The 15,014-nt window shown below is 51.9% G+C and carries 14 protein-coding genes and 1 tRNA gene; 7 read left to right on the top strand and 8 right to left on the bottom strand.

The genetic code is table 11. The annotated features are described in order from the left end of the window. The first annotated feature begins 21 nt into the window (after nt 1–21). Complete coding sequence (punC, locus tag QMZ30_RS13135) at nt 22–1,224, top strand: purine nucleoside transporter PunC (RefSeq protein ID WP_283227709.1); 1,203 nt, start codon at nt 22–24, stop codon at nt 1,222–1,224. Between the two features lie 309 nt (nt 1,225–1,533). Next, on the top strand, nt 1,534–2,682 hold the full coding sequence (gene cfa / locus QMZ30_RS13130; protein ID WP_282996996.1) for a cyclopropane fatty acyl phospholipid synthase: 1,149 nt from the start codon (nt 1,534–1,536) through the stop codon (nt 2,680–2,682). A gap of 51 nt (nt 2,683–2,733) precedes the next feature. Here the strand turns inward: cfa and QMZ30_RS13125 are convergent, their stop codons facing one another. Next, nucleotides 2,734–3,378, bottom strand: coding sequence for a riboflavin synthase (locus QMZ30_RS13125; RefSeq protein ID WP_058972790.1), 645 nt, complete (start codon nt 3,376–3,378; stop codon nt 2,734–2,736). 198 nt (nt 3,379–3,576) lie between these two features. Here QMZ30_RS13125 and QMZ30_RS13120 point away from each other — a divergent pair, with 198 nt between their 5' ends. The 4 genes from QMZ30_RS13120 (at nt 3,577) to QMZ30_RS13105 (ending at nt 7,480) form a co-directional block, all read left to right on the top strand. Next, nucleotides 3,577–4,950: an MATE family efflux transporter gene (locus tag QMZ30_RS13120; RefSeq protein ID WP_282996995.1), complete on the top strand. Its 1,374-nt coding sequence runs from the start codon at nt 3,577–3,579 to the stop codon at nt 4,948–4,950. Nucleotides 4,951–5,104: 154 nt separating this feature from the next. Further along, nucleotides 5,105–5,181, top strand: a tRNA-Val gene (locus QMZ30_RS13115). A 344-nt stretch (nt 5,182–5,525) separates the two neighbouring features. Then, the gene (gene pykF, locus QMZ30_RS13110) at nt 5,526–6,938 is read left to right on the top strand and encodes a pyruvate kinase PykF (protein WP_283227708.1); all 1,413 of its coding nucleotides are present in this window, start codon (nt 5,526–5,528) and stop codon (nt 6,936–6,938) included. Between the two features lie 305 nt (nt 6,939–7,243). Next, nucleotides 7,244–7,480, top strand: coding sequence for a major outer membrane lipoprotein (locus tag QMZ30_RS13105; protein ID WP_007374746.1), 237 nt, complete (start codon nt 7,244–7,246; stop codon nt 7,478–7,480). A 65-nt stretch (nt 7,481–7,545) separates the two neighbouring features. Here QMZ30_RS13105 and QMZ30_RS13100 read toward each other — a convergent pair whose 3' ends face one another. The 7 genes from QMZ30_RS13100 to sufA form a co-directional block, all read right to left on the bottom strand. Then, nucleotides 7,546–8,574 (bottom strand): L,D-transpeptidase family protein, encoded by a 1,029-nt coding sequence (locus QMZ30_RS13100; protein WP_283227707.1) that lies wholly within the window; start codon nt 8,572–8,574, stop codon nt 7,546–7,548. A gap of 61 nt (nt 8,575–8,635) precedes the next feature. Further along, the gene (sufE, locus tag QMZ30_RS13095; protein WP_039335784.1) at nt 8,636–9,052 is read right to left on the bottom strand and encodes a cysteine desulfuration protein SufE; all 417 of its coding nucleotides are present in this window, start codon (nt 9,050–9,052) and stop codon (nt 8,636–8,638) included. A 20-nt stretch (nt 9,053–9,072) separates the two neighbouring features. Further along, nucleotides 9,073–10,296 (bottom strand): cysteine desulfurase SufS, encoded by a 1,224-nt coding sequence (sufS, locus tag QMZ30_RS13090; protein WP_283227706.1) that lies wholly within the window; start codon nt 10,294–10,296, stop codon nt 9,073–9,075. Beyond that, nucleotides 10,293–11,570: a Fe-S cluster assembly protein SufD gene (sufD, locus tag QMZ30_RS13085; protein ID WP_283227705.1), complete on the bottom strand. Its 1,278-nt coding sequence runs from the start codon at nt 11,568–11,570 to the stop codon at nt 10,293–10,295. The genes sufS and sufD overlap by 4 nt, the downstream gene beginning before the upstream one ends. After that, nucleotides 11,545–12,291: a Fe-S cluster assembly ATPase SufC gene (gene sufC, locus QMZ30_RS13080; RefSeq protein WP_167143889.1), complete on the bottom strand. Its 747-nt coding sequence runs from the start codon at nt 12,289–12,291 to the stop codon at nt 11,545–11,547. The genes sufD and sufC overlap by 26 nt, the downstream gene beginning before the upstream one ends. A 39-nt stretch (nt 12,292–12,330) precedes the next feature. After that, nucleotides 12,331–13,824, bottom strand: a complete 1,494-nt coding sequence (gene sufB, locus QMZ30_RS13075) for a Fe-S cluster assembly protein SufB (protein WP_283227704.1) — start codon at nt 13,822–13,824, stop codon at nt 12,331–12,333. 7 nt (nt 13,825–13,831) lie between these two features. Continuing rightward, nucleotides 13,832–14,206, bottom strand: a complete 375-nt coding sequence (gene sufA, locus QMZ30_RS13070) for a Fe-S cluster assembly scaffold SufA (RefSeq protein WP_283227703.1) — start codon at nt 14,204–14,206, stop codon at nt 13,832–13,834. Between the two features lie 390 nt (nt 14,207–14,596). Here sufA and QMZ30_RS13065 point away from each other — a divergent pair, with 390 nt between their 5' ends. After that, complete coding sequence (locus tag QMZ30_RS13065; RefSeq protein ID WP_039335769.1) at nt 14,597–15,001, top strand: hypothetical protein; 405 nt, start codon at nt 14,597–14,599, stop codon at nt 14,999–15,001. The last annotated feature ends 13 nt before the right edge of the window (nt 15,002–15,014 follow it).

Raw genomic sequence — 15,014 nt, 5'->3', positions numbered from 1 at the left:
AATCTGCCAATGAGAATCACTATGTTGTCTTCGAAAGGATTTCTGCCCTACCTTGCCGTGCTGAGTATGCTCGGCTTTCTCGCCACGGATATGTATCTGCCCGCTTTTGGTGACATGCAGCGCGATTTCGCCACGGCTCCGGGTACGATCAGCGCCAGCCTTAGCCTGTTTCTCGGTGGTTTTGCCTGTGCGCAGGTGTTTTGGGGCCCCTTATCGGATCGCTTTGGTCGTAAACCGATTTTGTTGGCAGGCTTGACCCTTTTCGCCCTGGGCTGTCTGGGTATGTTGTGGGTAACAGACGTCAACCTGATGCTGGCATTGCGCTTTGTACAAGCAGTGGGCGTGTGTGCGGCGGCCGTGAGCTGGCAGGCACTGGTGGTGGATCGCTACCCGAAAGCACAAGCCAACAAAGTATTTGCCACTATCATGCCTCTGGTCGCGCTCTCGCCAGCATTAGCGCCACTGCTGGGTGCCTGGCTGATGGGACACTTCCATTGGCGCAGTATTTTTATCGCGCTCACAGCGATCACCGTTTTGCTGCTCATCGGCACCCTGCAACTGACTGCCCCCAAAAAAGTTAAGGCTGCAAATGTTGCGCAACCCGGCTGGCTCACGCTGCTGAAGACCCGAGTATACAGTGGCAACGTGCTGATTTACTCAGCCTGTTCCGCCAGTTTTTTCGCGTGGCTAACCGGTTCGCCTTTTATTCTCGCCTCAGCAGGGTTAACACCCGCAGACATTGGCTTGAGCTATATCCCACAGACCGTTGCTTTTCTGATTGGTGGCTTCGGCTGCCGCGCGCTGCTCAATCGTTATCAGGGTGCGCAACTTCTTCCATGGCTGCTGGTGGTGTATAGCCTGAGCATCCTTAGTCTGTTTGTGGTCGCCATGCTGCCTGCGCCATCATTAGTGGCATTATTGCTACCTTTCTGCGGCATGGCGCTGGCGAATGGCGCGATTTACCCGATAGTGGTTGCCAGTGCTTTGGCCCCCTTCCCTCAGGCCACAGGTAAAGCGGCGGGTTTACAGAACTTGTTTCAACTCGGCCTGTGCTTTATTGCCAGCCTGCTCGTCTCCGCCGGATTGGCACAAGCGCTGCACAATACGACCCTGGTGATGGTGGCGACGGTCGTGCTGGCATGGGCTGGCTTTATCTGGCAGCGTTCGCCTTGCGCACAAAGTGATGTTGCTCACAACTCTCGTCCCTGCGAAGATAATCACTAACGAAATAACTTTCGTTAGCATACTAACGATAACTCGTTGAATATTGACCCACGTGAGCATATACTCTGTGGGTCAGCATTACCTTAACAAATCAATAACATAATTGTACTAATTTTAAGCGACTCTGTCGCTGGGATGGCGTCTGCACGATCTTCCTCTCCTGATTTGTGCCAGACATTTCTATTCAGATTCATACCTCTGTAAAACGTCGGCTATGTGGCGCACGGAATTTCCGTGAGTTCTCTCACAGGCCTGAGGAAATTGACTATTATTTCCTCAGGTTCAAATCGGAAAGGTGATGGAGAAGCTATGAGTTCATCGTGTATAGAAGAAGTGAGCCTTGAAGAAAACCACTGGTTTCGTATCGTCAGCGAATTACTGGAACGCGCTGATGTTACTATCAATGGCACACGCCCCTGGGATGTTCAGGTTAAGCACCCTGATTTTTTCAAACGTGTTTTGCAAGAAGGATCGTTGGGTTTAGGTGAGAGTTATATGGACGGCTGGTGGGATTGCGAACAGCTGGATGTATTTTTCCATCGCGTACTGAAACAACATCTGGACAAACAACTGCCTCACCATTTCAAGGATACATTGCGCATTGCTGCCGCGCGATTGACCAATTTGCAGTCGAAAAAACGCGCATGGATTGTCGGTAAAGAACATTACGATCTGGGCAATGACCTCTTTTCGCTGATGCTCGATCCTTTCATGCAATATTCCTGCGGTTACTGGAAAGACGCGGAAACGCTTGAACAGGCGCAACACGCCAAATTGGATATGATTTGCCGCAAATTGCAGCTCGAACCCGGTATGACACTACTGGATATCGGTTGCGGATGGGGTGGACTGGCGGAGTTTGCCGCGCGTCATTATGGCGTGAAAGTTCATGGCGTCACCATTTCCGCTGAGCAGCAGAAACTGGCACAGCAGCGCTGTGAAGGCCTGGATGTCACCATTCTGCTGCAAGACTACCGCGACTTGAATCTGCAATTTGATCGCATTGTTTCGGTTGGGATGTTCGAGCACGTGGGGCCGAAAAACTATGCCACTTATTTTGACGTCGCTGATCGCAACCTCAAACCAGACGGCATATTTTTACTGCATACCATTGGTGCCATCACCACGGATATGAACGTCGATCCTTGGATTGATAAATACATTTTCCCGAATGGTTGCCTGCCTTCTGTGCGTCAAATTGCTGATGCCAGCGAGAAACATTTCATCATGGAAGACTGGCACAACTTTGGCGCTGACTATGACACCACGTTAATGGCCTGGTATGAGCGTTTCCAGGCGGCCTGGCCACAGCTGTCAGAGAAGTACGGCGACCGTTTTAAACGCATGTTCAGCTACTATCTCAACGCCTGCGCGGGTGCTTTCCGTGCGCGTGATATTCAGCTGTGGCAGGTGGTATTCAGTCGCGGGAAGGATGGCGGATTACGTGTAGCACGTTGATTGTGCGTGAAACAAAAAACAAAGGCGCCGCGGGCGCCTTTTTTCTCTCTTTTATTCCGCGTCGTCGAGGTGAGCTAACGCTGCTGCTTCACGTTGCGCCAACACGCGTTCAACGGTTTCGACAATCGCCTGCGTGTGCGGGTCGATCTCAATGTTGACCTTATGCCCCAGCTTTTTGGCTCCCAACGTGGTGCGTTCCAGCGTTTCCGGAATCAGGTGCACGCAGAATTTGCTTTTCGTCACATCCCCAACCGTAAGGCTGATGCCGTCGATGCCCACAAAGCCTTTATGCAGGATGTATTTTATTTGCGATGCATCCTGCAATTTAAACCACACTTCACGGTTGTTTTCTGACTGGATAATTTTGCAAATTTCAGCCGTGGTCATAATATGGCCGGACATTAAGTGACCGCCAATTTCATCGCTGAACTTCGCCGCACGCTCAATATTCACGATATCACCAACCTGTAATTCACCCAGGTTAGTAATGCGCAATGTCTCTTTGATCAAATCAAAGCTGACGCGATCGCCCTCAATCGCTGTCACGGTCAGGCAGCAACCGTTGTGCGCAACCGATGCGCCCAGTGCCAGGCCGGGCAATAACTCTTCCGGCAAACGCACAATATGGGTACGAAACAGCTCTTTTTCTTCAACGGCGATAATTTCGGCCGTGCCCTGCACAATCCCAGTAAACATAATCTCAGCCTTGGTGAAGTTTGCCGTAGTTTATCACAGCTTGGCCTGCGGCGTTTAATTTGCCGGAGTTCAAACTTTACACAAATAACTTAACAAAATGCGATCAAAGTTTGGTGGAACAGAGTGCTCCCGTTACACTATGCCGCGCATTCTATGGGGATTTCACCCCACTCTCTTGATAATTTAAGCAGGTGTTACGTGCAGAAGTATTTAACAGAAGCGCGTCAATTGCTGGCCCTCGCGATCCCGGTCATCCTTGCTCAGGTGGCTCAGACAGCGATGGGTTTTGTGGATACCATTATGGCCGGTGCGGTAAGCGCCACGGATATGGCCGCCGTTGCTGTCGGCACCTCTATCTGGCTTCCCGCCATTCTGTTTGGTCATGGTCTTCTACTGGCTTTGACGCCAACCGTTGCGCAACTCAACGGTTCAGGGCGACGTGAACGCATCGCAGAACAGGTACGCCAGGGGTATTGGTTAGCCCTGGCCGTGGCGTTGCTGATCATGATTGTGCTGTGGAACGCGGGTTATCTCATCCATGCGATGCATGATATCGATCCGCAACTGGCGGCTAAAGCAGAGGGGTATCTGCATGCCTTATTGTGGGGCGCGCCTGGCTATCTCTTCTTCCAGGTCGCTCGCAACCAATGTGAAGGTTTGTCGAAAACCAAACCGGCGATGTTACTCGGTTTTCTGGGCCTGATGGTGAACATCCCGCTGAACTATGTCTTCATTTATGGCCATTTTGGCATGCCGGCGCTCGGCGGTGTCGGTTGCGGCGTGGCAACAGCCTCGGTGTATTGGGTGATGTTCATGGTGATGCGCTTCTGGGTGAAACGCATGGCCAGCATGCGCGATATTCGCATGAACACACGTTGGTCCGCGCCTTCAAAAGCCGTGCTAACGCGTCTGTTCACGTTAGGTTTACCTGTGGCGTTGGCGCTGTTCTTCGAAGTGACCCTGTTCGCCGTTGTGGCGTTGCTGGTTTCACCGTTAGGCATTGTCAAAGTTGCAGGGCACCAGATAGCGCTGAACTTCAGTTCGCTGATGTTTGTGTTGCCACTATCACTCGGCGTGGCAACCACCATCCGTGTCGGTTACCGTTTGGGACAAGGCTCCGCAGAGCAAGCACGTGTGGCGGCCTGGACCGGACAAGGTGTGGGGATCAGCATGGCCGCGATCACGGCGATCTTCACCGTGACGTTCAGAGCAGATATTGCGGCGCTCTACACCGCGAATCCTGAAGTGATTACGCTCGCAGCCCAGCTAATGTTGCTGGCCGCGATATACCAGTTCTCCGACTCTATTCAGGTGATCGGTAGCGGGATTTTGCGTGGTTATAAAGATACGCGGTCGATCTTCTTCATTACCTTTATTGCCTATTGGGTGCTGGGATTACCCGTTGGCTACATTCTGGCGTTGACGGACTGGGTCGTACCTAAACTGGGTCCGGCTGGATTCTGGTGTGGATTTATTGTTGGCCTGACTTCCGCCGCCATCATGATGATCTGGCGAATTCGACGTTTACAGCGCCTGCCCGCGCAGGTCATTTTGGCACGTGCAGCGCGCTAAGTGGCTGAAGGGGCCGTTATTTGGCCCCTTCTCGCTTAAAAAAACAGCGGGTCGCACAGATGCTGGTCAGTCGTCATGGAAATTCATTTTTTCCCTTGCCAGCATCGCGGCCTGCCGTTAATATTCGTCCCCGCTGTCGCCCTGACAGCATGTTGCGCTCTTAGCTCAGTTGGTTAGAGCACCACCTTGACATGGTGGGGGTCGATGGTTCGAGTCCATTAGAGCGCACCACTTTTCTTATTCTCTCTCTTTGCGCAACACCCCTTTCCTTGATCTGAATCGTTTTCTCTCTTAGCTTTTATATTGGTTTTCGCATACTTAGCGACTATACTATGCCGCGTTGTCCACCTGAAAGGTTTCAGCGCTAACGTGCCTATGCAAACAACTCAAATGATTTGCGCAACACTGTCTAACCAGTTCCCTCGCGTACTGCATAACTTCTCTGCACGGCTGGCCTTCGTCACCTATTCTTACTTCTGTACGATCCGAACCAACACCATACTCATTTTCACTTCGCTGCCTTGCGCTGCGAATCCCGACCTTTATCATCCATCACAACTTACAGAAAACCTGACATGAAAAAGACCAAGATTGTTTGTACTATCGGTCCGAAAACCGAATCTGAAGAGATGCTGACTCAACTGCTGGAAGCAGGCATGAACGTCATGCGCCTGAACTTCTCTCACGGTGATTATGCCGAACATGGTCAGCGTATTACCAATATGCGCGCCGTCATGGAAAAAACCGGTCGTCAGGCCGCGATTCTGCTGGACACCAAAGGCCCTGAAATCCGTACCATGAAGCTGGACGGTGGTAATGACGTTTCTTTGAAAGCGGGACAGACCTTCACCTTCACCACTGACCAGTCAGTGATTGGCAACAACGAACGTGTTGCTGTGACCTATTCGGGCTTCACTGAAGACTTGAAAATCGGCAATACCGTTCTGGTTGATGACGGCCTGATCGGGATGCAAGTGACTGAAGTCACTGAAAACACCGTGGTCTGCACCGTATTGAACAACGGCGATCTGGGTGAGAACAAAGGCGTTAACCTGCCAGGTGTATCCATTCAGCTGCCCGCTCTGGCGGAAAAAGATAAGCGTGACCTGATTTTCGGTTGCGAACAGAACGTCGATTTTGTTGCCGCTTCCTTTATCCGTAAGCGTTCAGATGTCCTGGAAATCCGTGAGCACCTGAAAGCACACGGTGGCGAACACATTCAGATCATCTCTAAGATCGAGAACCAGGAAGGTCTGAATAACTTCGACGAAATTCTGGAAGCTTCTGATGGCATCATGGTGGCTCGTGGCGATCTGGGTGTTGAAATCCCGGTTGAAGAAGTGATCTTCGCTCAGAAGATGATGATCAAGAAGTGTAATAAAGCACGCAAAGTGGTGATTACCGCTACGCAGATGCTCGACTCGATGATCAAAAACCCGCGCCCTACCCGTGCGGAAGCCGGTGATGTGGCCAACGCCATCCTGGATGGCACCGATGCTGTCATGCTGTCAGGCGAAAGTGCTAAAGGTAAGTATCCGCTCGAATCCGTCACCATCATGGCGACCATCTGTGAGCGTACCGATCGCGTGATGAAATCACGTATCGATGAGCTGCTGGAGTCCCGCAAACTGCGTATCACTGAAGCCGTCTGTCGCGGTGCCGTTGAGACCGCAGAGAAACTGGAAGCGCCAGTGATCGTGGTGGCAACCGAAGGCGGTAAATCAGCCAAGGCTGTGCGTAAATATTTCCCATACGCCACCATTCTGGCACTGACCACCAATCCTACCACCGCGCGCCAGTTGATTCTGAGCAAAGGTATTGAAACGCGTCTGGTCACTGAAATTGCCTCGACTGACGATTTCTACCGCATTGGTAAAGAGCTGGCGTTAGACAGCAGCTACGCACAAAAAGGTGATGTTGTGGTGATGGTTTCTGGCGCACTGGTGCCAAGTGGCACCACTAACACCGCTTCTGTGCACGTACTCTGATTTTTGGTTGAAGTTTTATTTAAAAGCGCCTTTTTAAGGCGCTTTTTTTAATCTTGCGGTAATACAAAAACCAGAATTTTCCAATCGATAATAACTATTCAATATCCCGCACAATTAAGGTTAGTCCGATTAAATCTCTCTGTTTTAGCTAAATATTTTCATCATCTTCTGCGAAACGCTGCTTCTTTGAGCGAACGATCAAATTTAAGCATGTTCTCATCAAAAATTTATTCTCAACTCAAAAAGCTTTGTGTAATACTTGTAACGCTACATGGAGATTAACTCAATTCTAGAGGGTATTAATAATGAATCGTACTAAACTGGTACTGGGCGCGGTAATTCTGGGTTCAACTCTGCTGGCTGGTTGCTCAAGCAACGCTAAAATCGACCAGCTGTCTTCAGACGTTCAGACTCTGAACGCTAAAGTTGACCAGCTGAGCAACGACGTGAACGCAATCCGTTCTGACGTTCAGGCTGCTAAAGATGACGCAGCTCGCGCTAACCAGCGTCTGGACAACCAGGCTCACTCTTACCGTAAGTAAGAGTTCTGGTTTGAAAAATGGTGCCCATGTGGCACCATTTTTTTTGTCCTGATTTTGGCCCTGCGTTAAGGAGCTGTCTTAGCCTCTCCCAATGCCTCGGTGATGGTGGCTTGTTCCCCCTTCTGCTGCGTTTGCAGCACTGCAGGTAACGCCGTGTCCTGTGTGACAGGCTCGCCACTGCTCACCAACACCGGCATGCCAGAACGGCGTGCAATCGCCTCTTTCATCAATGCCGTGTCACTGTGCTGGCTATTGAGGAAAGCCTTCATCTTCGCCGTCAGCGCAATTGGCATGGTCTGTGGATCATCCTTCTCATTACGTGACAGTGGCTGATGCACTTCGACGTAACGCTTGCCATCCGGTTCTACCGCCACCTTAATCGGCTCATTGATGATTTGTACGCGGGTTCCCTTCGGCACGCTGTTAAACAGCGCTTCGATATCATCAGGGCGTAAACGAATGCAGCCAGAGCTGACACGCATGCCAATGCCGAAATCAGCGTTGGTGCCATGAATCAGATACTGCCCGGTTCCTCGCGCCAGACGCATGGCAAACAGCCCCATTGGGTTATCTGGCCCGGCAGGCACCACACCCGGTAGAGTAATGCCCTCTTTGGCGTAGCGTTTGCGGATGTTGACGGTAGGAGTCCAGGTCGGGTTGGGGATCTTCTGGCTGATAGTGGTGACCATATTGGGTGTCGCTGCACCCAACTGACCGATACCGATCGGATAGACCACCACGCGATTTTCGCCTTTCGGGTAGTAATATAATCTCAGTTCCGCAAGGTTAACAACGATCCCCTCCCGTGGCGCATCCGGTAGCAGCATCTGCAGCGGCACCGTTAATTGGGTACCGGCCTTCGGCAACCAGGGATCAACGCCAGGGTTGGCCTCTAACATGCCGAGCATACCAATCTTATAATGCGCAGCAATGCTCTCTAAGGGCCGTTTGTCGTCCGGCACGGTGGTCAGGGTATTCTCGCCAATTAAACGGCTGTTATCGGCTGGCAGGGGATATTCCGTAGCAAATGCAGGTGCAGAAAGCCCGAAGCAGGACAACAGCAATGCACCGGCTAAACGTAACGCTGGTTTCATGCAATTTTCTCTTTGTCGGATGGAACAGACCCCGGTCATGCCGGGGTCTGGGGAGTGTAACTTAGCTGAGGCTTTGTGCGTTATGACGGATCGCGCGAATCATCGCTTCCAGTCCCTGCGAACGCGTAGGAGTGAGGTGCTGAGTCAGTGCTAATTCGCCAAACCAGTGACGAACATCGAGGTCGAGAATTTCCTGTGATTTCAGCCCTTGATACAGACTAAACACCACTGCAATCAAACCCTTAACAATAGCGGCATCACTGTCACCTTCAAAGGCGATGGTGCCATCTGCCTGGGGGGTCATGCGGATCCAAACCTGGCTCTGGCAACCTGAAATCACGTACTTAGGTTGCTGCAAGCTTTCAGAGGATTCTGGTAATTTCGCCCCAAGCTCAATGATGTAAAGGTACTTCTCTTCCCAGTTTGCGCAACGATTAAAATTGCGCACCAGTTTCTCTTTATCTGGCAAATTCGCCATGGATTACTCCTGAAATCTGCTCAACCGCCCAGCAGACGATGAATACGGGTCAAACCTGCCGCCAGGCGATCGGCCTCTTCTTCACTGTTGTACAGGGCGAAGGAAGCGCGACACATGGCTGGCACCGCAAAATGACGCATCAGCGGCATCGCACAGTGATGGCCGGTACGGATGGCAATACCGTATTGATCAAGGAAACTTCCTACGTCAAACGCGTGGTGTTTGCCGAGGTTAAAAGCCACGACACCGCTACGCTGCGCGGGACCGTAAATCACCAGATCAGGCACCGAGGCCAGTTTATCCAGTGCGTAACGCATCAGCGCGCTTTCACGCTCATTGATCGCGTCCAAACCCAGTTCGCTGATCCAGCTCAACGCGGCACCCAGTCCGATAATGCCACCGGTATTAGGTGTACCGGCTTCAAAACGCCATGGCGTGCTGTTCCAGGTGGTGCCAGTTGGCAGCATAACCTGATCGATCATTGAACCGCCACCTTCCCACGGCGGCATGATTTCCTGCAGCGCTTTACGCGCATACAGTACACCGATACCGGTCGGACCATAGATTTTATGGCCGGAGAAGACGTAGAAATCGCAGTCAATATCTTGCACATCCACCGCGTGGTGCATCACGGCTTGCGCGCCGTCCACCAGCGTCACCACGCCTGCAGCTTTCGCCTGCGCAACAATGGCTTTGACCGGGTTCACCGTGCCGAGCACGTTGGAAACGTGCGTCACCGCCAGCAAACGGGTGCGGCTATCAATCAGACCACCCAGTTGCTCCAGCGCCAATTCGCCTTGTGCATTCAGTGGCAACACGCGAATTTCAGCACCGGTGCGTTGCGCCACCATCTGCCAAGGCACGATGTTGGCGTGATGCTCCATCTCGGTGATGATGATGTTATCACCGGGCTGCAACTGACTGCCGCCCCAGCTGTTGGCGACCAGATTGATGCCTTCAGTGGTGCCTTTAACGAAGATGATCTCTTCTGGCGAGGCCGCATTAAGAAAGCGCGCAGCCTGGGTGCGCACGTTTTCCATGTCGGTAGTGGCTTGGGCACTCAGCGAGTGAATACCACGATGCACGGCGGCGTAGCCGTGCTGGTAGAAATAACTTTCCGCATTGATAACCGCGAGCGGGCGCTGAGCGCTGGCCGCGCTATCAAGGTAGGCCAGCGGATGTCCGTTGACCTCACGTTTCAGAATCGGAAATTCCGCTCTGATTCGTTCGAGATCGAAACTCATAACTCAACTCCGGGGAAACGCGCCGTAATGCGTTGCAGTACCACCTGACGCAGTGACTCTTCTTCCAGGATCTCGGTCAATTCGGCCGCGAACGCATGGATGATCATCTGCTGTGCCGCTTCTTCGGTGATACCGCGCGAGCGCAGATAGAACATCTGCTCGTCATCGATACGACCAATAGTCGCGCCGTGGCTGCACTTCACGTCATCAGCATAGATTTCCAGCTGTGGCTTAGTGTCCACTTCCGCCAGACGACCAAGCAACAGGTTGTTGTTGGTCATCTGCCCATCAGTTTTCAGCGCATGCTGTGCCACTTTAATGTGACCATTGAAGATAGAACGACCTTTGTCACGCGAAATGGTTTTGTGCAGCTGACGACTCAGGCAGTGGCCTTTGTTGTGCTCCAGATAGCTACGGGTATCCGCCACTTCTGAATTGATCGGCAATATCAGGCTGTTCAATGCCAGCTCAGTATTTTCACCATTGAGCTGCACGCTGGTGTTGTGACGTGACAAGCCCGCACCCAGCAGGAAACTGGTACTGCTGACCTGCGCATCACCACCAATCACAATATCATTGTGCGCAAAGTGATAGCTGCTGCTCTCTTCAAAGGCCAGCTTGATGTGCTTCAGCTTAGCATTGTCTGCGACAGCAAAAGTAAAACGCGCGCCGGTAAAGTGAGAGGCACCATTCAGCGTCACGTAATGTTCTATCACCTCAGCTTCAGCACTCTGCTCCAGCTCAAGGTGATGACGGTGATGCACCGTATTCAGCGCATCAGCCTTGCCACTAGTGATATGCAGCAAATAGAGCGGGCGAGCCGCTGATTTACCGCGCGCCAGACGAATAGAGGTGACCTCTTCCGCCAGGCTTTCAGTCAGATGCAGAAACACTTCCGGCTGTACGGCGGCAGGCAACGGACGGCGCTCTGCAGCGCGGCTATGCTGCACCTCAAACAGTTCGGTGTCGCGCGCGCTCAGCTCGGGCTGGAAACGGCCATCAACGAACACCAGACGAACAGCGTCCAGCGGCAGAGCCAATTCGGCCACCTGCTCGGCGGTCACCGCCTGTTCTTCGGGTAACACGAACTGATTGGCCAGCAGACCATCCAGCGCGGTGTATTTCCAGTTTTCGTGCTTGCGTGTTGGCAAGCCGAGACGCATCAGTTGCTGCCAGTGCTGCTGTGCCTGCAATGAGCGCGCTTCACCGCGCGATTCAAACAGGTGGTGCCACTGTTGCAGCGCATTATCACTCTTCGTCGGTAAGCCAGCCATAGCCTTGCTCCTCCAACTGCTTAACCAGCGTGAAGTCGCCAGATTTCACGATCTTGCCCTGATACAGCACGTGAACGTGGTCAGGCTTGATGTAATCCAGGATGCGCTGATAGTGAGTTACGATAATGAATGAACGCTTACCGTCACGCAGGCTATTAACGCCTTCAGCGACAATTTTCAGTGCATCGATGTCCAGACCGGAGTCGGTTTCATCCAGAATGCACAGTTCAGGTTCCAGCGCTGCCATCTGCAAGATGTCATTACGCTTCTTTTCACCACCGGAGAAGCCGACGTTGACTGAACGAGTCAGCAAATCTTCTGGCATCTTCAGCAGTTTGATTTTGTCTTCGATGAAGTCCTGGAAGTCGAAACGGTCCAGTTCGTCTTGCTCACGGTATTTGCGCACCGCATTGACAGAAGTCTGCAAGAAGAATTGGTTACTGACACCCGGGATCTCTACCGGGTACTGGAACGCCATGAAGATACCTTCACCCGCGCGCTCTTCCGGCTCCAGCTCCAGCAAATCTTTGCCTTTGAAGCTGACAGAACCGCCAGTGACTTCGTAATCTTCACGACCAGCCAGTGTTGCCGACAGGGTACTTTTACCCGAACCGTTAGGGCCCATAATGGCGTGCACTTCACCCGGTTTTACTTCAAGGTTCAGTCCGCGCAGAATTTCTTTGTCTTCAACACTTACCTGTAAATCTTTAATGCTTAACATACTCTTTCCTTCACATTGCTTCCGGCAACGCGTGTGGCATCAGCCCACACTGTGCTCAAGGCTGATAGCCAACAGTTTTTGCGCTTCCACAGCGAATTCCAGTGGCAGCTCGGAGAAAACGTCTTTACAGAAGCCGTTAACGATCATGGAGATCGCATCTTCTTCGCTAATGCCACGCTGCAGACAGTAGAACATCTGATCTTCACCAATACGTGACGTGGTGGCTTCATGTTCCAGCTGTGCGGTATTGTTGCGCGTTTCCACATACGGGAAGGTATGCGCACCGCAGTCCGGGCCAATCAGCATCGAGTCACACTGGGTGAAGTTACGCGCGTTAGTGGCGGTTGGCATGATTTTCACCAGGCCACGATAGGTGTTTTCGCTCTTACCGGCGGAGATCCCTTTAGAGATGATGGTCGACTTGGTGTTTTTACCAATGTGGATCATCTTGGTGCCGGTATCGGCCTGCTGGCGACCGCTGGTCAGGGCCACAGAGTAGAACTCGCCCACAGAATAATCACCGCGCAGAATGCAGCTCGGGTATTTCCAGGTGATGGCAGAGCCGGTCTCAGACTGAGTCCAGGACATTTTGCTGTGATCGCCTTCGCACAGGGCGCGCTTGGTCACGAAGTTGAGGATACCGCCCTCGCCTTCACCACCAGGGAACCAGTTCTGTACGGTGGAGTACTTCACTTCCGCATTTTTGTGAATGATGACTTCAACCACTGCGGCGTGCAGCTGGTAGGTATCACGCACCGGCGCGGAGCAACCTTCGATGTAGCTTACATAGCTGTCTTCATCGGCAATCAGAATTGTACGTTCAAACTGACCGGTTTTGGCGGCGTTGATACGGAAGTACGTTGACAGCTCCATCGGGCAACGGACGCCTTTCGGGATGTAAACGAAGGTACCATCAGATGCCACGGCTGAGTTCAGTGCCGCGAAGAAGTTATCGTTAGGCGGAACCACTGTGCCGAGGTACTTCTGCACCAGCTCTGGATGATCATGAATGGCTTCACCGAAAGAGCAGAAAATAATGCCCTGTTCAGCCAGTTTGTCACGATAAGTGGTGGAAACGGATACGGAGTCGAAAATGGCGTCAACCGCCACTTCACGTCCCTCGCGTACCGGAACGCCCAACTGGTTGAACGCGTCTTCCACTTCTTTGGTCAGATAGTCGCTAGACGCTACGCTGCCAGAAGTCTGAGTCGCACCCGGTTCAGAGGCACAGCTATCATCACAATTGCCGCAGGACGGCGCAGAGTAATAGCTGTAATCCTGATAATCGAGTTTGGTGTAGTTCGCTTTCAGCCAGTGCGGCTCTTCCATCTCTAACCAGGCGCGATACGCCTTGAGACGGAATTCCAGCATCCACTCAGGTTCGTTACGTTTGGCCGAAATAGCGCGCACAACATCTTCGTTAATGCCGTGAGCCATTTCGTCGGTTTGCAACTGGGTAAAGAAGCCTTCTTTGTAGTTCAGGCTACCTTCCCACATTTGTACATCGTCAGATGCTTCGCTGTGTCGTGACATATTTCACTTACTCGACGCCAAAGCTCTCACCGCACCCGCAGGCGTGCTGAGCTTTAGGGTTGTTGAATTTAAAAATCTGATTCAGGCCTTCACGGACATAATCCAGCTCGGTACCGTCAACAAACGGCATCGCCTGAAGTGGCACAAACAATTTTGCGCCGAATTGCTCAAACGTCAGGTCGTCATCGGCAGGCTCTTTCACCAGATCCATAACGTACCCAAAACCGGCACAGCCGGACTGCTTCACACCCAGTTTCAGGCCTTTAATTTCAGGATCCTGCTCAACCAGGCTAAGAATCTGTTTCGCTGCCGATTCGGTCAGCGTGAGCCCTTTCCAGACGAAATCTTCGGGTGAAAAAGAAGCTGCATTTACTGATGACATGGTGCTACCTCGTAAGTCTGGGCCTTTTCAGGCTATCCCCCTATGGTAGTGATATCAGATATCACTTCAACCGCTTGTTTTGCAGGGATAATCATCTCGTGCTGTTTTTTACTGCTGCTTTATTAAGCATAGTCCCTTCACACCAGCTTGTGAGCGGCATTCCCGTGCGCGCCTACACTGCGTAACCCGTTAAAATATCGGAAAATTTAAAAAATCAACTTTACGATAATGTCACAATTGATAGGTTACGCCTTTCTTCAATGTAAAGAGATTGTTATTGCCGATTTTACTAACAGGCAAAGGAAATCAATAAAATTTCATTGCGGGAATTGCATTCCTGACGCGGTTGAATATGATAATGATTATCATTAACCCATTTAGAGCAGCGACATGACGCTTACCGTCTCGGCCTGGTTACAACACAAAATCGATGAATATAAGTTTTCGGTGCGTGATATCACCGTAGACTTCTATATGGCTCAGGCTAAGCTCAACCGCACCGATTGTACTATCGACCAACTGCGCCGCTTTAATGATACCTGCCTCGACATGGCCGAAATCTGCGAACTGAACGGCGACGATCAAAGCTATTTGCATGCCATGGGCAAGCTCCATCACCGCTTAGTGCAGGAGATGGGCAATGCCGATCGCGACCGTTTGTTCCGTATCCAGGCTTATCAGCTGGCGCGCCTGTCGTTGACTCGCTTGTGCCATCAACTGGCGCTCAGCGGCCAGTGGGACCAAGCCACCAGCCTGCAAAGTGATTTCGTCCGTCACGCAGGCTGGATATTCTAATCCAGCTTTGTGA

The organism is Pantoea sp. EA-12, from assembly GCF_030053355.1.
Taxonomy (GTDB): Bacteria; Pseudomonadota; Gammaproteobacteria; order Enterobacterales; family Enterobacteriaceae; genus Pantoea; species Pantoea vagans_C.
The sequence above is the reverse complement of the archived record's forward strand: the minus strand, read 5'-3'. Positions and strand labels throughout refer to the sequence as shown.